The following is a 23,819-nucleotide window of genomic DNA, read 5'->3' as shown; positions in this document are numbered from 1 at the left end:
GCAGTTGGCCAACCCCTTACATCTACTAGAAACGAATCAGTTGATAAATGTGTTACCCCAATTGACCTTTTTGATAATGTTCTTTTTCCACTGGTAGAGGGTCTTCCGTGAAACGTGAAGTTCTTTCGCAATTGTTGTCATCGACTGGCCGTGGTACAACCGTATCACCAGCTGGCGCTCCCTTTCGTTTAATCGGTTCAGAACTTCTTCAAATACGATGCGCGTTTCAACATCTTCGCCACCATCGGAAATAACATCTAGGTCGGTACTATTTTCAACGTCAATTCTGGAACTCTGCCTAGTTTCCTTCTTTAATAGATCCAAAAGGTGCCAGTAAACTCCCTGATAGATGAAATTTAATCGACTTTTATCATCGGTGGGATCACCCGGATAGCGTTGATACGCACTCACAAATGCCAGGCGTCCCTCTGACACCAGGTCCTGATATTGGTCGTAAAATGGTCTAATTCCCAAACGTTTCAGTACGCCAAAAATCACAACCTCGTGGTCGCCTGCCATTAAAAAACGAAACGCTGCTTGCTTGTTATTCATAAAACTGAATCTCCCTAAAGTAGTTTGATCCAAAGGCCTTTGTATCAAGAACTAGCATAAGGTGGAACAAGAATCAGTGCCATCCCGGCAAATGGCGGAATTTTGCCGTCAAAAAAGACGCTAGCAAGGCTAACGTCAAGACATCAAATTTAAAGGTGGAATCCATTTTCCAACTCATAGAGATTAATTTAAAAAAAAGCCATTAATAACTGGCAGAACGCTGCCAAAATCAGCGCTAGTAAAATCGCAAAACTACTCTTGACGGAAAGAATGAACGTCCGTTTTTTGTCCTGAACATGGATAAATTTACGCACATGCTGATAAATTACTGGAATCGTGAACAATACCAGTAACGTACTAACCGGAAGTAGCCGCAACCAGACGGTTACAATTACCATGATGTAAGTCACAACATAATTGCCAGTAAAAACCACTAACGACCACTTTTTTCCGATGAAAGACGCTAGGGTATGACGGTTTAACTGGATGTCTTCCTTTACGTCACAGAGGTTATTGGCAAGCATGATACTAGCAAGCGGAAACAGAGCGAGTGTGGACACCAAAAGGCCATTTAAAAACAGTTGCCAACTAAATTGTGATACCGGCACGTTTACCATGATGACGGTGTAAGTAATCCCCACTCCCATCGTTAGCGAACATGCCATTTCACCAAAGGGCGTGTGAGAGATTGGCAGTGGTCCGCTAGCATACAAATAACTAATAATAAAGCCAATTACACCAATCACTAGTAACCACATCGTGGTCGCAATGAGCAAATAAATGCCCAAGATGGCAGTTAAAAACGCAAAGATTATGGTCGTAATCACTGCCGCCTTAAATGAAATCTTGTTGACCCCTAGTGAATTGGTCTGCTCCCGAAACTTCCTGGCTGCCTTTTTCGAAGTCTTAAAGGCGGAGTGATAATCAGCCAGATTATCCAATGAGTTGGCCATCAGCTGGATTAAAAGACACGCTAGTAACAAAATAATAGAATTAAAAATGTCGACTTCCCCGTAATCATAACTGACAAACATTAATCCCAATAAAAAGGGAATCACGGTTGACACGAGCGAACTCGGTTCCGTTAGGGCCACTAATTTATGAATGTTCATTTTAACCTCCGGCTGGATTCGTTAAAGAATCCCGCAAAAATTAATTGGTTGAGAAAAGATGTAATATAGTGAATTTAGTAACAAATGTTAACTATCTAATAAAAATAGCTTTTGTTTTGTCAAATCATCTTTTCTAATAAATACTATTATAATAGCACTTTATCATCATATTTACATAAAACATTTCAGCTCCACTTCATGTTAATTTATAAACAATATGTTAGACTTTCACGGTCTAATCCTGCTATATTGAGTGGCACAGAAAGGAGGAATACCATGAAACTAAACGAACTTCGAGACGCCCAGTACGTGATCGATCTCGTCCTGATGTATCAGGATGCCTATATCAAGAAGCAACAAAAAGAAAGCCTGTACTCATCGCTTCCAGTATGCGAACTTAACGATCATGAAATCATCCGCTTAAATCCATACAACGTTACCCCAAACTTCAAAGACAAACGCTCAATTTGGGACTTTGTGCCAAATCACAGTCAACTAAACAAAACAGATGATAACTTCCAGGTCCAAACCGACCAAGTCAAAGACCGTGATGAGGCCAACCGACTAGGATTTATCCGCAACCAATTCTTTAAACAGAAGTGCTACAACGGAGTCAACACCATCGGTGACGAGTTTTCAGGAAACATCACCACGGTCTCAGACGACGAGAGCCAGTTCCACGACCTAATTGACAACCCAATCATGTTAGTAGAGTATGCGCTTAGTTTTATCTCCGCACTTAATCTTTCCAAACTTGAAAACGCCATTGACGACAACGTTGCCTATCACGTCGAACACTACGATTTAGGTCAGGTCTTTAACTTTGAGATTTTTGCCGATGACGACGATTTTAAAATCATCAGTTTTCAATAATTTAATTTTGTAATCACAATTTAATTTCCAGAGACTAGCGCCTACAGACGGGCACTAGTCTTTTTCTTACGGTTCATAGTACCTCATTATGAACTAAAAGTACGTTTAATTTTCTTTTAAAATAATGTATTATTTTTACATATGATCTCAATTAATAATTGGTTCCTGTTAGTATCTTAGATGAATAAATTATTGCGGAGTCTGGTAACTTTTAACAACGGGAGTTCGATTCTTCCCTCTGCACTTAACTACTTATTATGTTTAAATTTTAAAAGTTTAATTACGATCTTTAATATATATGATTTGTACATTCCTCTGGCGGGGCTTTTATAAATAGAAATCATACATAGGTAGTTAATTCCAAAGAGAACTAATCGGAAAGGGACCTTTGATTAATACTTACTTATTAATCAAACCAATTTTCTTATTTTTTCTCTTACCTTAGTCATGGTAGGTCAGCGATGGCTTCGATAATCTGGGTTCGATTCCCAGACTGACCATATTTAACAAAACAATTATCTTAAAAGGAGTATACTTAGAATGTTCTAAAAATTTAGGAGTAGGACCTTGCGCGTTAAGTGTCGGCGGAACGGAATGTGAACGCTGAACGAAAAACTAACAGTTTGCGGTGCTTGGTCCGCATTCGCCACTTTAATTTATGCCAATTTTGGTGGCAGCTCCACTAAGGAGATGTCAGTATGAAGAAAGAATTAGAACATTGGGGGATGCTCCCCCTAAGCACTAAGGGATTAACCTATCTAGCGGTTTTGATGGCCATCAAGATTGTGCTAGGTAAGATTCAGTTTCAGACTAGTTATCTAGAGATTGGATTTGGCTTTATTGCCGCCGTATTTATCGCATGGTGGTTTGGTCCGTTCTGGGCCTCCATCTCGGCAGTGATTTTAGATATTCTGCAATCCTTTATTAATGGGTACGGCTTTTTTATCGGTTACACTTTTACCGCCGTGTTAGCCGCCCTGATATATAGTTTTGCTTTTTATCACCACCAAAAAATTGGTTGGGTGCGCTTGACGATCACGATGGTAATTATCACGTTAGTGATTAACGTCTTTTTCAACACCCTTTGGATCTCAATCATGTCCAACACGTCGTTTTTCTATTACCTGCCAATCCGGATTGTCAAAAACATCATCGCAACTCCGATTCAAATCGTAATCCTGTACGTGTTAATGAATAATAGAGTCATTCAGCATATGAAACCAAACGTTTTCAAAAGTAAATAATTATAAAAGGTCCTTGAAGTTAAAAACTTCAGGGACCCTTTTTTAGTCTTCTTACATACACAAAAAGCGACCAAATTCATTTCGAATTTGATCGCTTAATGTTAACAGATACTAAAATCTTTTTTATTTATGGTTTTAATATCTAGTTAAATTGCTTATTGGTTCTTCTTGCGTCTCTTAAGTCCATTAAGAATTCCCCAAAGTCCAACCATTGCGAGTTCAATAACACCTGCAGCAGTTACTAGATCATTGTTACTTTGTCCGGTTTGAGGTAATTTGTCTGCTTTATTATTCTTCTTCGCAGTATTTTCACCCTTGTTACCGTGATTATTAGTAGCATTACCGTTGTCTTCTAAGGTATTCGTTGAATGGTTGTCACTCATCGAAGTGCTGGTTGAACCGTTAGTGTTTATAGACAGACTATCGCTCGTCGATTCACTGCCACTTAATGAGGAACTGGCACTTGTACTTGCTGAGTTAACATCACTCATTGAGGTACTAGTTGATTCACTGGCGCTGGTACTTGCCGAATGATTTGCACTCATTGAAGTGCTCATCGAACCACTCGCACTAGTAGATAAGCTGTCACTGGTGGATTGACTGCTACTCAATGAAGCACTAGCACTCGTACTTGCCGAATGATTGTCATTCATTGAAGTACTGATTGAGCCACTTGTACTGGTACTTAGTGAGTCACTGGCACTAGTAGAAATACTATCACTAGTACTGGTTGAGCCACTTACACTTGTGGAATTGCTTAAGCTACCACTTGTGGAAGCACTGCCACTTACCGAAGAACTAGCACTCGTACTTGTAGAATGGTTGTCGCTCATCGAAGTACTCATCGAACCACTTGCACTGGTTGATAAGCTATCACTGGTTGATTGAGAACGGCTCATTGATGCACTGGCACTCGTACTTTCGGAATGATTTGTACTCATCGAAGTACTGGTTGAGTCGCTGGCACTTGTCGATAGGCTATCACTGGTTGATTGAGAACCGCTCATTGAAGCACTCGCACTGGTACTTTCTGAATGATTTGTGCTCATCGAAGTACTAGTTGAGCCACTTGCACTTGTTGATAAGCTATCACTGGTTGATTGAGAACCGTTCATTGAAGCACTCGCACTGGTGCTTGCGGAGTGGTTTGTGCTCATTGAAGTACTAGTTGAACCACTGGCACTTGTCGATAGGCTATCACTGGTTGATTGAGAACCGCTCATTGAAGCACTCGCACTGGTGCTTGCGGAGTGGTTTGTGCTCATTGAAGTACTAGTTGAGCCACTTGCACTTGTTGATAAGCTATCACTCATTGATCCACTTGTACTCATGGAATTTCTCAGGCTATCACTGGTAGATGCACTACCACTTACTGAGGAACTATCGCTAGTTGAAATGCTTTGACTGTCACTTGTGCTCAATGAAGCACTGGCGCTATTGCTTGTGGAGATACTTTGACTATTGCTGGTACTCAATGATGCGCTATCGCTATTGCTATTAGAAATGCTTTGGCTGTCACTAGTACTTACAGATGCACTATCGCTGTTGCTTGTTGAGATACTTTGGCTATCGCTCGTACTCAATGATGCACTACCACTGTTGCTAGTTGAAACGCTCTGACTACCACTGGTACTTAATGATGCGCTGGCGCTATCGCTTGTTGAAATGCTTTGACTGTCACTCGTACTTACCGAAGCACTCCCACTATTGCTAGTGGAAATGCTTTGACTGTCACTCGTACTTAGTGAGGCACTCCCACTATTGCTTGTTGAAGTACTCTGACTGTCATTTGTACTTACAGATGCACTATCGCTGTTGCTTATTGAGATACTTTGGCTATCACTGGTACTTAGTGAGGCACTCCCACTATTGCTTGTTGAAATACTCTGACTATCACTTGTACTCAACGAAGCACTGGTACTATTGCTCGTAGAAATGCTCTGACTACCACTCGTACTTACAGAAGCACTATCGCTAATACTATTTGAAGTACTGTTACTTATTGAAGTACTAGTGGATTCACTACCACTCAACGAATCACTGGTACTATCACTTGTGGAAGTACTTTGACTGCCACTTGTACTCAACGAAGCACTTGTACTCATCGAGTTTCTCAGGCTATCACTGGTAGATGAACTTCCACTTACTGAGGAACTATTGCTAGTAGAGATACTTTGACTATTGCTGGTACTCAATGATGCGCTATTGCTATTGCTAGTTGAGATACTTTGGCTTTCACTGGTACTTAATGATGCGCTGTTGCTGTCGCTAGTTGAAACGCTTTGACTGTCACTCGTACTCAATGAAGCACTGATACTATCACTTGTAGAAGTACTTAAGCTATCACTAGTGCTCAACGAAGCACTGGTACTGTTGCTAGTTGAAATACTTTGGCTATCACTAGTACTCAACGATGCGCTGTCGCTATCACTAGTTGAGACGCTTTGACTATTGCTAGTACTTAATGAGGCACTACCACTATTGCTTGTGGAGATACTTTGACTATTGCTGGTACTCAATGATGTGCTGGCGCTATCGCTCGTGGAAATACTCTGACTATCACTAGTACTTACAGAAGCACTATCACTGTTGCTAGTGGAGATACTTTGACTGTCACTCGTACTCAATGATGTGCTGGCGCTATCGCTAATTGAAATACTCTGACTATCACTGGTACTCAATGATGCGCTGTTGCTGTCGCTAGTGGAGACGCTTTGGCTATCACTGGTACTCAATGATGTGCTGTTGCTGTCACTAGTTGAAATACTTTGACTATTGCTAGTACTTACAGATGCACTATCGCTAATACTATTTGCAGTACTGTTACTCATCGAAGTACTAGTGGATTCACTACCACTCAACGAAGCGCTTGTACTCATCGAGTTTCTCAGGCTATCACTGGTTGATTCACTACCACTTACTGAGGAACTATTGCTAGTAGAAGTACTTTGACTGTCGCTTGTACTCAATGATGCACTACCACTGTTGCTAGTTGAAACGCTCTGACTGTCACTTGTACTTACAGATGCGCTATTACTATTGCTAGTAGAGATACTCTGGCTATCACTAGTACTCAATGATGCACTGCCACTATTGCTAGTGGAGATGCTTTGGCTGTCACTAGTACTTACAGAAGCACTGTCGCTATTGCTAGTGGAGATGCTTTGGCTGTCACTAGTACTCAATGAAGCACTATCACTGTTACTTGTTGAAACGCTTTGACTGCCACTGGTACTCAATGAGGCACTACCACTCATAGAGTTTCTCAGGCTATCACTGGTAGAAGTACTACCACTTACTGAGGAACTATCACTGGTACTTACTGATTCACTCTTGGTTGAGTTACTTTCACTAATTGAGGTGCTAGTTGATCCACTGTCACTTAATGAAGTGCTGCCACTCTTACTTGTTGAGTTACTCAAACTATCACTAGTGCTGATGGAGTCGCTCTTAGTCGACTCACTTTCACTCATCGAAGTACTGGTTGACTTGCTACCACTTAAGGAAGTGCTCCCGCTCTGACTAGTAGATTGACTTAAGCTGTCACTCTTACTTGTCGAGTTACTCAAACTATCACTAGTGCTTATAGAATCACTCTTGGTGGAGTCACTTTCACTCACTGAAGTACTAGTAGATTCACTGCCACTCAATGAAGTACTGCCACTCTTGCTTGTGGATTCGCTTAGGCTGTCGCTGGTACTTGCAGAATCGCTCTTGGTTGAGTTACTTTCACTCATTGAAGTACTTACTGACTCACTCTTGGCAGAATTGCTTTCACTAATTGAAGTGCTATTTGACTCACTACCACTCAATGAGGTACTGCCGCTCGTACTTGTAGAATTACTTAAGCTGTCACTAGTACTTACGGAATCACTCTTGCTCATTGAAGTACTAGTTGATTCACTGTCACTTAAGGAAGTGCTGCCACTCTTACTTGTTGAGTTACTCAAACTATCACTAGTGCTGATGGAGTCACTCTTGGTGGAGTTACTTTCGCTCATTGAGGTGCTAGTAGACTCACTTTCGCTTAAGGAAGTACTGCCACTCTTACTAGTTGAAGCACTTAAGCTGTCGCTTGTACTTAATGAGTCACTCTTGCTTGTGGATGTGCTTAAACTGTCACTAGTACTTACAGATCCACTCTTACTAGTTGATTCGCTTAAGCTCTCACTTGTGCTCAATGAATCACTCTTGGTTGAGTTGCTTTCGCTCACTGAAGTACTAGTTGATTCACTATCACTTAATGAAGTGCTGCCACTCTTGCTAGTTGAAGTGCTCTGGCTGTCGCTAGTACTTAACGAATCACTCTTAGTGGAATCACTTTCACTAATTGAAGTGCTGGTCGATTCACTATCACTCAATGAAACAGAGTCGCTCTTACTTGTAGATTCACTCAAACTATCGCTCGTGCTTAATGAATCACTCTTAGTTGAGTTACTTTCACTCATTGAAGTGCTATTTGATTCACTGCCACTCAATGAAGTACTGGTGCTCTTGCTAGTTGAGATACTTTGGCTACCACTCGTACTTATGGAGTCACTCTTAGTAGAATCGCTTTCGCTCATTGAGGTGCTATTTGATTCACTGTCACTTAATGAAGTACTGCCGCTCTTACTAGTTGAAGCACTTAAGCTGTCGCTTGTACTTAATGAATCGCTCTTGGTGGAGTTACTTTCGCTCATTGAAGTGCTATTTGATTCGCTACCGCTTAATGAAGTACTGCCACTCTTGCTAGTAGATTCGCTTAAGCTATCACTAGTGCTGATGGAGTCACTCTTGGCTGAATTGCTTTCACTCATTGAAGTGCTATTTGATTCACTGCCACTCAATGAAGTACTGGTGCTCTTGCTAGTTGAGATACTTTGACTATCACTAGTACTTACAGATCCGCTCTTGCTAGTAGAAGTGCTCTGGCTGTCACTAGTACTTACGGAATCACTCTTACTTGTAGATTCGCTTAAACTATCACTGGTACTTACGGAACCGCTCGAACTTGTAGAGTTTTCATCGCTAGTACTAGTGGATTTGCTTTCGCTTATCGAGTTACTCAAGCTATCACTTGTGCTAATGGAGTCACTCTTAGTGGAGTCACTTTCACTGATTGAAGTGCTTGCTGATTCACTGTCACTTAGTGAAGCAGAGTCACTCTTACTAGTTGATTCACTCAAGCTATCGCTTGTACTTAATGAATCACTCTTAGTTGAGTTACTTTCACTCATTGAAGTGCTGGTTGATTCACTGCCACTCAATGAAGTGCTGTCGCTCTTGCTAGTCGAAGTGCTTGTGGATTCACTATCACTCAATGAAACAGAATCACTCTTGCTAGTAGATTCGCTTAAGCTATCACTTGTGCTTACAGATTCACTCTTAGTTGAGTTGCTTTCACTCATTGAGGTACTAGCTGACTCACTGCCACTTAATGAAGTACTGGTGCTCTTGCTAGTAGAAATGCTATTACTCATTGAAGTGCTAGTTGATTCGCTACCGCTTAATGAGGTACTGCCACTCTTGCTAGTAGATGCACTTAAGCTATCACTAGTACTTACAGATTCGCTCTTAGTGGAATTACTTTCACTCATTGAGGTACTGGTTGATTCACTACCACTCAATGAAGTGCTGTCACTCTTGCTAGTAGATTCGCTTAATCTATCACTTGTACTTACGGAACCACTCTTGCTTGTCGAGTTACTTTCACTGATTGAGGTACTAGTGGATTCACTATCACTTAAGGAAGTGCTGCCACTCTTGCTAGTAGAAGCACTTTGACTATCGCTCAATGAAACAGAATCGCTCTTGCTAGTTGATTCACTTAAACTATCACTGGTACTTACGGAACCGCTCGTACTTGTTGAGTTTTGATCGCTAGTACTAGTAGATTGACTGTCGCTCATTGAAGTGCTGGCGGATTCGCTGTTACTCAATGAAGTACTACCGCTCTTACTTGTTGATTCACTCAAGCTATTGCTTGTACTTATAGATTCACTCTTGCTGGTAGACTCACTCAAACTGTCAATTGTTGAGTCGCTTTCACTTACTGAAGTACTGTCACTTTTACTAGTAGAATCACTTAAACTGTCACTGTTACTAGCAATCTTACTCAAGCTATCACTAGTTGAGTCGCTCAAACTATCTACTTGACTTGTAGAAGCACTTTCACTTTCACTGTGACTATCAATTGTACTGGTTGATTGACTATTAGAAGTACTGTGACTATTACTCGTAGCTGTGTTACCAGATCCAAATTGAAGGTAATTTGGCTGATTTTGACCGTTTAATACGGCCTCAATTCTTTCTTCTTCATCAAAATTAAAATTGTATAACACAACTTTCCCAATTTTACCATCTGTACCAATTTCGAAGTTCAAATAACTCGTTGGGTCTGGGAATGATTCATTCCCAATTATCATTGATACATTTTTAACACTAAAGACAGTCCGATTGCTGGCAATTAAACTCTGTGTATTAGTATTTTGGGTTAAATCAAACACAACGTTTTCAGGATCAGTAATGGTAATCGTGCCAGCAGATCCGCCATTATTTACTAGAATAACTCGTTGGTTTCCCGTTGCCTTCAATGACATCTTTCCCGTATCTTCAACGGTGATGTATCCACCATTATTTAAGTAAATTAAACTTTGTGGGTAACTAGTCGTCTTTCCAGATTGATTGTAGGTAACGTTAAGATTACCGCCACTGTTAACCAAGACACTAGAAGAATCGCCAAGGTAAATCAAACCTGGTTGAGAAGAATTTCCAGGATTAATATTTCCATTAGCAATAATATTCATGGAGCCATTAACAGTAATGGCGGTATTACCAAAGGAATAGATGGCTCCGGCCAGGGAACTAGTTGTACTGCTATTATTATTATTCAAAATAATATTTAAAGTAGCACCTGTTTCAACATTAATATTGCCACCCTTGGTGGTAATCCCATAAACAGTACCGTTTCTACTGTTTTCATTAGAACCACCATTATTGTTAGGAATTAGGGTAACGGTAGCACCATGTTCTAACGTAACGTCGCCATTAACGTTGCCACCCTTACTTAATTCGATAACATTATCACTGTAACTAGTCCCAGTGAAATTGGAGTTAGCGCCAAAGGTAATTGAACCGGCTTCAATTACTTGTTGACTGCCAGATTCAGTTTGAATTGGTTTACTAGAAAACTTATTCGTGTAGGAAGGAACTGACTGTGCGGTAACGTTACCGTAGATCGTAACGTCAGTAGGTCCACCAGAACCATTTTTTCCGTAAATAAACTGAGCACCAGTGTAATTGACATTATTAACAATGTACGTGGTTGATTGACTCATAAAACCGTAGAAACATTGACCATAAATGTCTAAATTGTCATATTCAACGGTAGTATTGTTAACGTTACCGCCCCAATCATTAAAGGTATAACCCCTTAAATCGATCGTGTAATGGTGCCCGGCAGCTGAACCAATCTTTAAATTCCGTGGGTTCTTAACGTCTTTAACAACTTCTTGCCCACTATTAAAGTTCTTTAAATCAGCAAAGTTAATGTCATCATCAATGATGATGTTATTAGCGGTTCCGTTCACGATTTCATCGTATAATTGGTCCGCAGTTGAAACATGAACCGTTGAAGTATCTTGTTGAGATGCTAGTACCACGTTCGGATTAGCGACTGGTTGCTTTTCATTGGTTGAATTTTGGGCACTAGTAGATTGTTGCTCATTTTGACTAGTTAAAGCACTGTTGCTTTCTGACGTTGATGTCGAAACGTTTTGGCTAGTCGATTCACTGTTGTTAGCCAAGACGTTTTCACTGTCAGACAGAACGTTATCAGCCAAAGTTGAAGTACTGTTAGCATCGCTATTCTTATTGCCACTTAAGTCCTTAATGTTAATGGACATGTTGTTGTTTTCACCAATGGTACTTAGGGCTGCCAAAGTACTATTATTAGGTGTCAAACCGTTGGCTAAACCAACACTAATGACTTGGTTTTGTGAATCAACGGTAACGGTAGCGTCGTTTGGCACAACGGCCTTAACTTGGTTATAAACATCTTGGTTAGTTGTCTCACTTGCTTTAGCGGAATCGTTTATCCCACTAATGCTACTGCTGTCGCTGTTAAGCTGTGGCGCAGCCGTGATTGACTGACTGTTGTCTAAGGCCTTGTTAATAGTGGACTCACTATTAAGCTGTGAACCTGATTGTAAGACTGATGGCTTAACTTGATCACTAATCGATTGACTAGCAGCTGAAGTTGAATCAACTGAGCTAGTAGAACCTGTCGTCTTACCATTCGTATCAGCCTTAATGGCCTCACTGTCAGAGTTAGGCACAGCCTTAGTCGTGTTAGAATTTTGTTCGGATTGATTCTCAGTCTTAGTCTGATTACTCTTAGCCTGACTATTGGCCGTCGTCGAACCAGAATCGGAACTAACCTTGTTTTCACTAGTGGAATTAGCAGCGGCCATGGAAGCTGACGTAGACGTTGACAAAGCTTCACTCATACTAGTGGAGATTTGGTCAATCTTAGCTTGCGAATCCACCTGACTCCCGGCTGCAGAAGACGTGGTTTGTGACGTTGATGAAATTGTTGCGGAGTTTTTATTCGGTAAAACATCCGCATCCTTATTTTCTTTACTAGTATTATTGCCACTTGTTGAAACTGAATTAGCTGAAACAGAAGCAATTCCAATGTTAGCACCCAGTAATCCACCAATTAGTGAAATTCCGGCAACCATCCATTGTTTACCAGCTTTATACATTTTGTAATGCGTTCTAGCATCATCTCTTAATGCTAGACGAATGTTTTGCTTTTTATTTCCTTTCCCTCTCATAAGATCTTTCCCCCTTAAATTTGTGAATAATCTAAATTGAGATGGTCTTACTATATATCCAAATGAAATTATTTAGCCCATATTCCCAATAATGGGACGATTTTTTCACTAAATAACCAAATTTTATTTAAATAAACAAAAACAGCTGAATTTGCCGTCAATCCAGTCGTTTTCGTCTCACTTAATATTCACTTTTAATGAACTTTTGGATTCCTTTCCAATAGTCATTTTCATAATTAAAAACGGACTTACTTTGTAAAATTTGTTGTGAAAATTCTGGACAAGTAACTTGATTGGTTATTAAACTATAAGTTTGCTCATAACAGTTATACAGATGACCATCCATGGAACCAGATCCACTTGTATTAATTGCTTGATAAACCTGCTTTAAAAATTTAATTGCTTGATCTGATTGTCGGTTAAGGCAAAAGTTAATCACAAAATCAATCGCAAAGCCCCAGTAAACGTATATTCGGTCTAAATCAGTGCTCTTTAATCCGCTTAAGACCTTCTGTAATACCAGAAAGTCACTATCAATTTTTTTCTTTGGAAATAGGGAGCGCTTCAAATTCAGGTCCAAAACGTTTAAATAAATATCAAAATCAGTTAGGTCATCACAATCTTTAAAGTACTTCTCGTTACTTTTAAAGAACGTGGACACATCCGGCTTTTGTCGCTCCGCAATTTGACTAATGATCTTAGTGTACGTATAGACCTTAAAAAAGGGCGATGCTAGCTGTAACCGGTACTTATCGAGATTATTTAAAATCACTTGAAGTTTACTAGGACTGTAGTCATAAGTATCATAAAAAGAAGCGAGGGCCAGTGTATCGATTAATTCATCCGTTGATGGAGTTAATAATGCCAGAAATTCTTCGTCAGAAATCCCCAATAATTTTTTAATTCCAAAAATATATTCAAATGGGATATCAATCTCATAATTAATCCAACGATAGTAACGTGAAGTACTTAAACCCACTCGATCTAAAAATGAACTTATTTTCACTTTATGTTGCTGAATCAATTCAGCAATTTTTCCCCGGTCCATACTAACGGCAGCGACACTATTTTGTGGAATTTCTTTATTTCGACAATGCAGATCGACATAATATGCGACTCCTAATGAAGGAAGATTCATTTTTATTACCCCGCTAAAGCTATAAAACTATAGACCAGACTAAGGATCACCACGAATACCATAATCACTGAAACAATAATCATAATTACTTTCCCGGTACTTTTAGTATCCGAAGCATCAACAACGTATTTTTTCTCTTCATCAAAACGTAACCTAATATCCTGCTGCAACTCTTTCAATTTAATTTTTGGCATTTTATCACCTGCTTTAAAAACTAATCCACTACTACTTTTTTCGTCGGAACACCCTTTTCCTTTAATTCCTCTAAGAATTTCTTATTCATATGCACGTCTTGGATATAGGAAATTTCATCCGTCAAAATATCCAACAAATTTTGCTTTACGTTGCCGTCATCATTAAGGGGCGATTCGTCCAAATAGAGGGTGTTATGCGATTTAGACTGCGATAACGCCCACAATTCCACTCCCATGTAACTAATGCCGACTGAATCCTTCGACGTTAAGTATTTTCCAACCGTATCGGCATAAAATTCATCCAAATTTCTAAACTGTTTTTGGGTCTTTAACGAACCAAAATCTTCAACGGTCACCCAATTTAGCTGCTTTTTGTAAAAATAGAAACACAACGCTGGGACGCCGGCATCATTATAAAAATCGATCCGTTGGGGCTGTCCTTTGGTGTAGATGATGTTGCTGAACTTCTTGCCGTCACTAGCGAATTCTTCGATGTAGTCTAATTCGTCATTTGGAAAAACATAATCAACCTCTTTAACGTGGCGCCGCGTGTTCGGCCACAAAATGACGTGTCCAATTGGATTACCATTTACGATGATATTAATCGTGAAATCAGCGTTCATATAGATTTCGGCCCCGTCAACCGTGGGCACCCGGTTAAAAAACAAAAACGCTTTGGGATCCATATCTAATGTTCGACCAGCAATATAATCGACAACGTTAAAACCACTGATCTGATTTGTTAGTAGGGAATCACGAAAATTAGAGGCTGGCGCTAGCGTAATCACCTGACCTTTCCTCTTTTGAATTCGGTCTCGTTGGTGTTGCCAAACTGGATTTTGGTCGTTTATTTTATTGGTTAGTTCGTAATGCATCAACAAACTCCTTCCATTTATTCGCAATGACATGATTTTGAAAGGGAGCCATCGAACTGACGGTGGCCCTTTGGACTTTTCCATAATCGGACTTTAATAACCGGTTAATCCCCTTCGCCAAACTATTCACATCAAAATCCACGTTTTTATCGCCCCGTTTGAAATCTTGTAAAAATCCATTGACGCCATCTTTTATCATTTCCATCGCACCAAAACGGGCTTTGTAGGCAATTACTGGTAATCCGGCACTTAACGCTTCCACTGTGGTTAACCCAAATCCTTCTGAAAATGATGCTGAGACAAAGGCATCATATTTGGGATAAATATCATCTAAATGATGGGACAACCCCTTTAATTTAATGTAGTCTCCCGCATTTTCTTTCTTGATGGTTTTCTCAATTAAACCCTTTTCACCACCGGCACCGTAGATATCTAGAGAAACTGCAGTCCCTTGTTTATGTACCTTAGCAACTGCAAGTACTAACATATCAATGTGTTTTTCCCCAGCTAATCGCGAAGCAGTAATTAATTTTAGCGAACGCAATTTTTTGGTTAGCTGTTTTGGTCTGGTTTTACCAGTCCCCTTATCATCAACGCCACCAACCGGGATGGTAGTAAATTTATCTTTTTGATTCGGAAAATCCTTCACTAGATCATCAGTTTGCATTTTGGTGGCACTGATAATGCTGTCGATATTATCAAGGTGCGTTAACGAATATTCGTAATAGTTATTCCACAGTGGATAACGGGGATCGTTGCGATCGGACAAATGATCCGCATGGACCACTTCCACCACTTTACTTTGGGGCATCTTGGGATACAGTAAGGCCGCTTCACTCTCTTCGCCACGATCCAAAAACCAATTGTTATTGTGGTTGTAGGCCCGATCCACTTGTTCAAAAAAGTAGCGCTGCAATTGAACTTCATTTGCAAAATAGAACTGCTTGCCATCCTGATTGAAGAGATGAATATTTTTGATCAGAGTCTCTTTATGACCGTTATCATAAAAGTCAAACGTGACCTTTTTCTCGCCCGTCTTACTGGAGTAAATTTCAATCTTAGACAGACTCATAATTAACAAGTCATGTTTTTTATTAGGAAACTTCACCATGGTTTCAATAATCTTCATCCCCGAAGTCGTCTGGATTTTAAGCATGCGGGTGGTGTTGGTACCATCAATCACCGTTTCGTGTTGATATGGATAGAACTTTTTGACCCCATGCCGTAAATAATCATTTCCTAGCACAAAATATTCGTACATATTGATGACTTGGTCATTTCTTAGATTCCAGGTATCCATGGCCTCGTGTAAATTGTTAATTAATTGCACAAAAATATACCGATATGGCAGTTCCATTTCATCAAAACGGCGTGCTCGATAAAACTGCGCATGTTCCACTCCAGAATTACCAATTCCCATGGCACGATTAATAAAAAAATTCATTGGTTGTTTCCTTTTTACTTGTTCTTTCATCATTTCATTCCTTTACTTGGTTAATTTTAGAAAGAGGATATCCGTATGGTCTGACCTCGGTTGCCATTTTTTTCAGCTGCTCATCTTGATTAATGGCCTTAAACAACTTCTTCATCGCGGCATCAGCTTTATCTTGATCATTAATTTCACCAGTAGAAAGCCGACAAAAGATCTGGGCTCGATTCGTTTTAACGGGAACCGTCCAACTCCCGGAATCACGGCGTCCAAGGTAGATATCGAGCTTCTTAGCGTTCGGATATATAAACTTGGTTAACTTCAAATTGGGGCTCACCTTAAAATTCAGATCCTTAAAATTATCGGCTTCGCCTAATATGAGGTATCTAAACGTGATTGACTGATTTGCTTTCACCACCAACGAGATTTTGTACTCGGAAGCGTGCTCTGGATACTCAAAGTCGCCCTCATGTCCGTTGATAATAATTTCCTTCATAAAATCATGGGATTGATCGTAGATTGTGACTTTAAAATAAACCGAGTCATCTGGTTTCGCCGTATAATCACTAACGATGTGATATTTGTGATTCCCCAGTAAGATTGGCAACTCGCCCTGCATTCGCACGTCCTGAAAATTCAATTGTGAGTTCCAGGTATAAATGCTAGTGCCCGGGGACAACAAGGGAGATGAATAGGTAACCTTGGTTTTTGAGTACGTTACCTGAGCCCCGTAGCGCTCCATTGAATTAAGGTACTTTCCCCACGTTAAAACGGTCATTGCTTCCAATTTCTTAACTCCTATCAAACTTTTCCTGCATCAGATTATGGTATTGTCTGACAAACCAATTCACGATCCCATTGGTGTCATCATTATGGCGCCCGATTAACCCCTTACTGATCACCTTTACGGCTTGCTCCTGTTGCTTAAAATAATTAAACAGCTCACCGTAGGCCTCTTTGTCGTAATCATCCTGTTTCATATAGGCGATGGCAAAAATGGTTTTGAAAAAGTCACCGGTCTTAAAATGATTCCAAAAGTATTGATTAAAATGCTTTTGGGCCGTTTCATCGGTCTTGCCTTCGTGCGTTAGCAACAAATCCAGCGAGGTCAAAAAATCAAAGGGGCGGTGCAAGCAGGAGTTTTTAGCGATTGTCCCCAAATTTACGAGGGGTTTTCCCACAATCACGGCGGCAGGCTTTAGGTCAGTTGCGTAGTATAAAGCTGCCGTCGTCCCCATTGAGATTCCCGATAAAACCAGGTCATCGCTAGAAAAATGTAACTTTTCCAGGCACTTTTTAATTGTTATAATTAGTTGTTGTTCCAGTTCTTTACTGCCAATGTAGAAGGAACCACCCTCCATCCGCTCATCGGCAATCAACAAATAGGGCGAGGAGCTAATGTTACTCATCATCCGACCTCCTTCAAATCCCTCAGCGGTTCGGTATCCACTGAAGTAGACGTTTAGGGGCGGTTTTAAATCACCGGGATTAAAATAGGCGGCAATCTCGCCCTTATAATTCTGCTGGTCAGTCAACGTTTTTGAGCCCACCATGTAAGTTCCCAGATTTCGCCGGCGTCTTCTGACGTGAATTCTCCTTAGCGTAAACGACTCAATTGCACCCTTTAAAAACACCGAAACGTACAAATTAGAACGTTGTTTAGGCGTCTGATAGGTAAAGGGTTGGTCTAGGTCGGATCCGGAAACGGTGTACTGTTTAATAACGTTGTCGGTTCGAGCGTCTAAAAAATATAATTTAAACGTCACCTTCCCTGACCCTTGTAGTTTATATTCGGGCCAAAACTCCATTAAGGTGTTGGTATCTTGTTCGAGGGTCATTTGAAAATTAATGGCTTGAACCTGATGCGACAACGTCAAGTGGTCAAAACTGACCTGACCCGAACCGGTTTGGGTGGTGTGAGGCAGTAATTCGGACATAATCTCAACCTTGTCCTTATTCAATCGACTACCAAACTGACCACCAAAATAGACTTGTTCAATTAATTTAGTTACTTCATCAGAATCAGTTAAATTGACACTTTGTGCATTTTTATAGTTGAGGGTCTTCTCAATTTCATCAGAAAAATTATCGCCCTGCTGGTAAATAATGTTATTAGCGGGAAGCACCTCAATTAGCTTCGGCATGATATAAACCATCGACTGTTTGCCTAGGATAAAAAGCGTATTGCTGTACTTGGGATTCAGCTTTTCATCATCCAGGATGGTTTGTTGCATATAAAAGACATCCTTGGGATCGTCCAATGAAAAATACTGATACTTAAAGTTGTCATCTAATGTTTTATTTAAAGCTAACTCTTGACCACCTAGTTGGATGAGTCCTTTTTTAGCCATGAACTTCACCTCATTTCTTTAAAAATGGCATCAATTCTGGCGACAATCTCCTCGCTAGAAAACCTTTCGATTTTGCTAATATTGGCAACCAATGACTGGTTCCAACGGTCCAAATTATCCAAAAAGTAATTAACCGCCTTTACGAGGTGCAAATCATCTTTGATGATGATTCCATTTTCGTTATCAGTTACATAACCAGTTTGAACCACGTTGATCTGGGGAATGCCGGCGCTAATCGCATTAATCTGCAGATAGGGACTTGGTAACCGATCCAAATCAACCAGAATACGGGCCTTGTGAATATTTTGCTGATAGAAGGCTGGATCGTGATTAGAGTAAACTTGAATTCGGTCTAAAGTCTCACTAGCGCCAACTAATTTGTCCCAATTAGCCTGTTGCTCCTTTGCCTTCGCCTTTTTTCGTAGCTTGGGCGTTAATTCATGCTCTTTTTTTAGCTTCAGGTACTTTCTGACCCACAAAAACTCGGCTGATTTTAAGGAAACCCCAAAATACGTTTCAATTTCCGTCGTTATTTCTTGTTCGAGGGTTTCACGCATGTGTTCGTCATTCACGTCAAAAACAATGGCCTTGTCCTTACCTTCACTAACCACGCGCAACAGCTTATTTGCTAAACGTCTTACGGTCCTTTCGGGCATCTCGCTAATTTTCCAAAAAATAATTTGTTGCGCCATGCTGTTACTAATCCCCAAGTTGAGGTGAGCAGCGTATGGGGAAACGACCCTTACATTTAAAGGATGCTCCTGATCCTGCCAAGTGCGCTTGATTTTATCGGCAATTAGTTGATTAGGTACCAAGATGGCACTGTTCTTGTCAGCTAACTGGGATAGAGCTGACTGATTAATCAAGGTTTGATCGGTTAAAAAACTACCAACTTGATACTCACTTTGTAACTGGTGAGTCAGCGTCAGACTATCCTTAGTTGGATTGTCAATGATTTGAATCCCATCATCGGTTTGGACCTGATTGAAATAGTTTTGTGAAACTTCGCTGATTAAGTCCGTTAAATTGGGATAATGCGAGTGCGCAAAGTGCTTTTGAAAGTCCTCCTCAATCTGGACGTGATCACCATGATTGTGATCAATGGTTAAGACCACCTCCGAAAGCGGATTGTACAATTGAGTTTCCCTTAGAACTCCCTGACCGTATATCCCTCTTCGAGATAGAAAACCGCGCGAATCAAAATAGTCCACCGCAGTCAACTGGCCATCCTGATAATATTCAATGGTACTTAAGACTTTCTCAGCAAAATAGTTCGCCTTGCCATATAATTGATCGTCTCTTAAAAACTGAATTCCGCGTGGTGAATAGACCCGTTCTAAATCACTTGGCAGCGGAATGTCTTCAATCGCGAGCGGCTTACCAATCTTGATGTGCACATCCTGAATTTCATCCAACGCCTGCCAATACGGAGTGTTCAGCAGTCCGTACTCATTTAATTGGTACGTCAACATGGGCAAAAAACTGTTGGTAACTAACGTACAGTCTTCGTCATTATCCTGAAAAATGGCCAGTTGACTAATAATCGTGTTGTAACCCAGCTGCAGCGTGTAGGGATGCCAATTAGGGATAAAATAAACCATATAGCCTCCTCATAATTAAAAAATGCGATAACGATACTTATAGATTAGGGCCCGAACTTCTTGGGAAATGCTGTCTAAAATGGTAATTAAAATAAACAACGACCCAAACAAAAAAGAGAAGTTAGTCACAATCGGAAAATACAAACCGATTACTAGTGGCACTAAGGCAATCAGCAGCACGTAAATGGTCCCTAAAAAAGACATAATGTTAACCTGTCCGGTCAGATACCGCTCCGTCTCTTTGCCGGGAGCCAGGTTAAAAATATAGTCGCCACTCTCTTTTAATGATTTGGCAATGATGTTGGGTTGAAAATTCACAAACGCAAATAGATAACTTAAGACCACGATGATGAGCCCGTAAGAAACGATTCCCTGCCACGTATGATAGGAAAATAAAAGTGAAATTATCTTACTAATTTGAGCGTTGACCCTTAAATTCGACACCACTAACAGCGGAATCGAAAATAATGATAAGGCAAACATGAATGGCATGGCGCCGGAGACCAAGACCTTAATCGGAATGTATGAATCGGTCAGAAAACTGTTTACCCCAATTCTTTCAACGGGGATCCGGTATTCGGCCTCATTGACAAAGACGGTGACGTAAACAAATCCGATAACAATGATGGCGATGACGATCCATCCAAGAATGGAAAAGTTCAGCGGCTTTTTTAACCCCGAATCTAAAACCGTGGGGAGATTTTTGACCAGTCCCGGAATGATAAAGATACTGACGCCACCAATTCCAAGATCTTTATTGACGTCCGCCAGCCAGACAATCAGCATTGATCCGGCGAGTAGGACGGTGAAAATAAACCAGAAGAAGGCTTCATCGTTAAATCCCAGAGTCTCTGGGTGATAACGGAGAAATAACTTGGCCATCGCTAACGACTGAAGTGCCGCCAGCACAAAGGTGATTCCCTTTTGCCAGTATCCCGTCGCCTTTTGTGACATCCGACTCGTGGTCTTGTCATCAACGGTGGTAACAACTTGCCACACGATTAGCGCCGTCATGTACGGTCCTAACCCTAAGGCAAACAAACTGGGAACGGTAATTTGACTACCAAAGTTACTAGAAATTAAATTGATATAGGCATTTTGATCTAACGCGCTAGCATAATTTTTTAATTGAAACCCCGGAATTAGGATTAATCCACCTAGTTCAAACAAAGCCAACAAAAAGATTGTAAATGATCCCCGTTTTAACAATTGCCTCACTAAAAAATCTCCTTTTAAACTTATACAAAAATCAAATCAATGGTTCCGTCGTCTTTTTGCACAATTTCCGATAATAATATGTTTCTGAGTACTAATAGATAGATTCGTTCGCGCATATTGTGAAAGGCCCGGCGCGCTTCGGTTTGATATTCATAAATGGAATTATGTTGACCCCAGTTCCGGCTGCTAACCGCTAACTTCAACTGTTCCAACGCATCCACCTGGTCGATCCACATCGTATCGATTGATTTTAATAACACTAGTCGTTTGTACTCTAATAACTGATCATCATTTTTAAATTGCTGATAAACCTGCCGTTTTTTGTCACCAATCATCTTTAACAACTGGGCTTTTAAACGCTTTTTGTTTTGCCATTGATTCTTTAATTCGTTTTTATTCGGTAAAAACGAATAATCGATATTGTTATAAATGAAGTTGGTGATATCAAAGTAGTTTTTCCACTGCGGCAAATAATGATCGATGCACGAATTAATCGCCGTATCAATATAAGGATCCAAATCATTCGTTCGCATGGCTGCGTTCCGGGTCTTATAGAGACAATTGCGTTGGGCTTTGACCACTTCGTCAAATTTCAAAATGTTTTGGCGGTCGGAAATTTCACTATTCTTCTGGGTCCCCTGCGATTGATTAATGATGTTCTTAATCCGAGGCTTCTTTAAAGCGCTCGTAACGTGATGTTTCACTAATTTTTCCCGGTACTTTTTGACCCACTTGGGAGCATTTTCGGTCACGATTTTATCCTCTAGTGAGACGTAAAACTTCGTATCACCAGGTTCACCCTGCCGACCGGCACGACCACGCAACTGGTTGTCAATTCGTAAAGAAGACATTCGTTCAGTGCCGAGCACAAATAAACCACCATTTTTAATGGCCTGATCCGAGAGCTTAATGTCAGTTCCCCGACCTGCCATTGAAGTCGCTACGGTAATCGAGTCCGTCTTACCGGCAGCGGCAATGATCCGACTCTCCTTAGGAGCACTATTGGCGTTTAACACGTTGTGTGGAATTCCTAGTGACAATAAGATGTGTGAATATAACTTTGACATTGAGACCGACCCCGTCTCAATCAGGATGGGTCGATGCAACGCCCGCATCTTCTGGACCTCTTTTAGTGAAGCAGTGATCTTATCCTCGTTGGTCGCATAAATCTGATCTGGGTGATCGTTTCGCATGATTTTCTCATTAGTCGGAATGACAAACGTATTTAACCGATAAGTTTCACGAAATTCGTCAGCGTCGGTCTTGGCCGTTCCGGTCATCCCAGAAAGTCGGGTAAATAGCCGAAATAAGTTTTGGTAGGTAATACTAGCTAAGGCGCGACTATCATCACTGATTTTAACGTGTTCTTTCGCTTCCAAAGCCTGGTGAAGGCCGGATTGTAGTTTGGTGCCGTACAATTTTCGTCCGTTCATCTTATCCAGTAGAACAATCTCGTTGTTTTCCACTACATAGTTACGATTTCTGACAAACAGGCACTTCGCTTTCAGCGCCAAATTCAGGTGCTGGTATAATTCATGGGCTTTGGGTGCGAGTAAATCGGAAACTCCGGCGTACTCCTCTAAGTTATCGATCCCCGTTTCAGTGAGCCAGACCTTTTTACCATCCTCTGATTTTTGAAAGTCAACGTCTTCTTCGAGCTGCTGAATCATGTTTTCACACAGCTGATACAAATTCGATTGCACGTTGGGTGCCCCAGAGACAATCAGCGGCGTCTGCGCTTGGTCCAATAAAATGGAGTCAATCTCATCAATTAAGGCAAATTCCAGGTGCTTAATGTGCTGGTTTTCGGGCTTAATCGCTAAATTGTCAAACAAGTAATCAAATCCCAGACTACTGTGGGTGGTGTAGACGATGTCTGAACTGTAGATCTTTTTTAAATTCCGACTGGCATCGTCACCATCTTCTTCTGGCACTCCACTAGCAATCGTCAAACCCAGCCAACGGTAGACTTGACCGATTTCTTTCGCGTCACGTCTGGCTAAGTACGAATTCGCCGTGATTAAAAAGACTCCTTTGCCCTCTAACCCATGCAGATACATGGGCATCGTCGCGGTTAACGTTTTTCCTTCACCAGTTTGCATTTCGGCAATGTTGCCAAAGTTTAAAACGACGGCACCTAAAATTTGCGTATAATATGGCGCCAATCCTAAGACGCGGCGGTCCGCTTCACACACGGTCGCGTAGGCTTCCACAATCAGACTATCGAGCTTAGCGCCATTTTTTAATTGGGCCCTTAGGTACTTCGTCTGTTGTTTCAATCTCGCATCGGAAAAATACCTGAGTTCGTTGACACGCTTTTGCACCTTTAGAGCGATTTTTTTATATTTATGCATTAATTCTAGATGCGTACTCCCTTCGTCAAAAATCTTTTTCATTCATTAATAAAAAATTT

14 protein-coding genes and 1 riboswitch are annotated in these 23,819 nt (G+C 40.7%); of the genes, 2 read left to right on the top strand and 12 right to left on the bottom strand.

Annotated elements, in window-relative coordinates; translation table 11 throughout:
- Positions 1–36 precede the first annotated feature (36 nt).
- Complete coding sequence (locus AC6UD0_RS02630) at positions 37–552, bottom strand: sigma-70 family RNA polymerase sigma factor (RefSeq protein WP_500708060.1); 516 nt, start codon at positions 550–552, stop codon at positions 37–39.
- Between the two features lie 188 nt (positions 553–740).
- Positions 741–1,664: a prenyltransferase gene (locus tag AC6UD0_RS02625; protein WP_500708059.1), complete on the bottom strand. Its 924-nt coding sequence runs from the start codon at positions 1,662–1,664 to the stop codon at positions 741–743.
- 276 nt (positions 1,665–1,940) lie between these two features.
- Here AC6UD0_RS02625 and AC6UD0_RS02620 point away from each other — a divergent pair, with 276 nt between their 5' ends.
- On the top strand, positions 1,941–2,537 hold the full coding sequence (locus AC6UD0_RS02620; protein ID WP_500694593.1) for a hypothetical protein: 597 nt from the start codon (positions 1,941–1,943) through the stop codon (positions 2,535–2,537).
- Positions 2,538–3,090: 553 nt separating this feature from the next.
- A riboswitch (THF riboswitch) is annotated at positions 3,091–3,188 on the top strand.
- 47 nt (positions 3,189–3,235) lie between these two features.
- Positions 3,236–3,781 (top strand): folate family ECF transporter S component, encoded by a 546-nt coding sequence (locus tag AC6UD0_RS02615; RefSeq protein ID WP_500694594.1) that lies wholly within the window; start codon positions 3,236–3,238, stop codon positions 3,779–3,781.
- Positions 3,782–3,936: 155 nt separating this feature from the next.
- On the opposite strand, the gene AC6UD0_RS02610 is transcribed toward AC6UD0_RS02615, so the two are convergent.
- The 10 genes from AC6UD0_RS02610 to secA2 form a co-directional block, all read right to left on the bottom strand.
- Complete coding sequence (locus tag AC6UD0_RS02610) at positions 3,937–12,600, bottom strand: KxYKxGKxW signal peptide domain-containing protein (protein WP_500708058.1); 8,664 nt, start codon at positions 12,598–12,600, stop codon at positions 3,937–3,939.
- A gap of 181 nt (positions 12,601–12,781) precedes the next feature.
- Positions 12,782–13,738: a helix-turn-helix domain-containing protein gene (locus AC6UD0_RS02605; protein ID WP_500707477.1), complete on the bottom strand. Its 957-nt coding sequence runs from the start codon at positions 13,736–13,738 to the stop codon at positions 12,782–12,784.
- 5 nt (positions 13,739–13,743) lie between these two features.
- Positions 13,744–13,932 (bottom strand): hypothetical protein, encoded by a 189-nt coding sequence (locus tag AC6UD0_RS02600; RefSeq protein ID WP_500694576.1) that lies wholly within the window; start codon positions 13,930–13,932, stop codon positions 13,744–13,746.
- A gap of 20 nt (positions 13,933–13,952) precedes the next feature.
- Entirely contained in the window at positions 13,953–14,807 is an 855-nt protein-coding gene (locus AC6UD0_RS02595) for a hypothetical protein (protein WP_500708056.1), read from the bottom strand.
- The gene (locus AC6UD0_RS02590; RefSeq protein WP_500708055.1) at positions 14,785–16,251 is read right to left on the bottom strand and encodes a glycosyltransferase; all 1,467 of its coding nucleotides are present in this window, start codon (positions 16,249–16,251) and stop codon (positions 14,785–14,787) included. Before AC6UD0_RS02590 ends, AC6UD0_RS02595 begins: the two co-directional genes overlap by 23 nt.
- A 34-nt stretch (positions 16,252–16,285) precedes the next feature.
- On the bottom strand, positions 16,286–17,014 hold the full coding sequence (gene asp3, locus AC6UD0_RS02585) for an accessory Sec system protein Asp3 (protein WP_500708069.1): 729 nt from the start codon (positions 17,012–17,014) through the stop codon (positions 16,286–16,288).
- Positions 17,015–17,027: 13 nt separating this feature from the next.
- Positions 17,028–18,587, bottom strand: a complete 1,560-nt coding sequence (gene asp2, locus AC6UD0_RS02580; protein WP_500708053.1) for an accessory Sec system protein Asp2 — start codon at positions 18,585–18,587, stop codon at positions 17,028–17,030.
- A gap of 5 nt (positions 18,588–18,592) precedes the next feature.
- Positions 18,593–20,188, bottom strand: a complete 1,596-nt coding sequence (gene asp1, locus AC6UD0_RS02575; protein WP_500708051.1) for an accessory Sec system protein Asp1 — start codon at positions 20,186–20,188, stop codon at positions 18,593–18,595.
- A gap of 15 nt (positions 20,189–20,203) precedes the next feature.
- Entirely contained in the window at positions 20,204–21,406 is a 1,203-nt protein-coding gene (locus tag AC6UD0_RS02570; protein WP_500708050.1) for an accessory Sec system protein translocase subunit SecY2, read from the bottom strand.
- Positions 21,407–21,426: 20 nt separating this feature from the next.
- A complete protein-coding gene (gene secA2, locus AC6UD0_RS02565) occupies positions 21,427–23,802 on the bottom strand; it encodes an accessory Sec system translocase SecA2 (protein ID WP_500708048.1) in 2,376 nt (791 codons plus the stop codon).
- Positions 23,803–23,819 lie beyond the last annotated feature (17 nt).

The sequence above is a fragment of the Fructilactobacillus sp. X7R9C1 genome (genome assembly GCF_059901005.1).
Note: the sequence above shows the minus strand (reverse complement) of the source record. Positions and strands in the feature narration are given on the sequence as shown.

Excerpts from the sequence above, each read along its gene's own strand:
- AC6UD0_RS02630 (WP_500708060.1), bottom strand. The coding sequence starts at position 552 with ATGAATAACAAGCAAGCAGCGTTTCGTTTTTTAATGGCAGGCGACCAC.
- AC6UD0_RS02625 (WP_500708059.1), bottom strand. The coding sequence starts at position 1,664 with ATGAACATTCATAAATTAGTGGCCCTAACGGAACCGAGTTCGCTCGTG.
- AC6UD0_RS02620 (WP_500694593.1), top strand. The coding sequence starts at position 1,941 with ATGAAACTAAACGAACTTCGAGACGCCCAGTACGTGATCGATCTCGTC.
- AC6UD0_RS02615 (WP_500694594.1), top strand. The coding sequence starts at position 3,236 with ATGAAGAAAGAATTAGAACATTGGGGGATGCTCCCCCTAAGCACTAAG.
- AC6UD0_RS02610 (WP_500708058.1), bottom strand. The coding sequence starts at position 12,600 with ATGAGAGGGAAAGGAAATAAAAAGCAAAACATTCGTCTAGCATTAAGA.
- AC6UD0_RS02605 (WP_500707477.1), bottom strand. The coding sequence starts at position 13,738 with ATGAATCTTCCTTCATTAGGAGTCGCATATTATGTCGATCTGCATTGT.
- AC6UD0_RS02600 (WP_500694576.1), bottom strand. The coding sequence starts at position 13,932 with ATGCCAAAAATTAAATTGAAAGAGTTGCAGCAGGATATTAGGTTACGT.
- AC6UD0_RS02595 (WP_500708056.1), bottom strand. The coding sequence starts at position 14,807 with ATGCATTACGAACTAACCAATAAAATAAACGACCAAAATCCAGTTTGG.
- AC6UD0_RS02590 (WP_500708055.1), bottom strand. The coding sequence starts at position 16,251 with ATGAATTTTTTTATTAATCGTGCCATGGGAATTGGTAATTCTGGAGTG.
- asp3 (WP_500708069.1), bottom strand. The coding sequence starts at position 17,014 with ATGACCGTTTTAACGTGGGGAAAGTACCTTAATTCAATGGAGCGCTAC.
- asp2 (WP_500708053.1), bottom strand. The coding sequence starts at position 18,587 with ATGGCTAAAAAAGGACTCATCCAACTAGGTGGTCAAGAGTTAGCTTTA.
- asp1 (WP_500708051.1), bottom strand. The coding sequence starts at position 20,188 with ATGGTTTATTTTATCCCTAATTGGCATCCCTACACGCTGCAGCTGGGT.
- secA2 (WP_500708048.1), bottom strand. The coding sequence starts at position 23,802 with ATGAAAAAGATTTTTGACGAAGGGAGTACGCATCTAGAATTAATGCAT.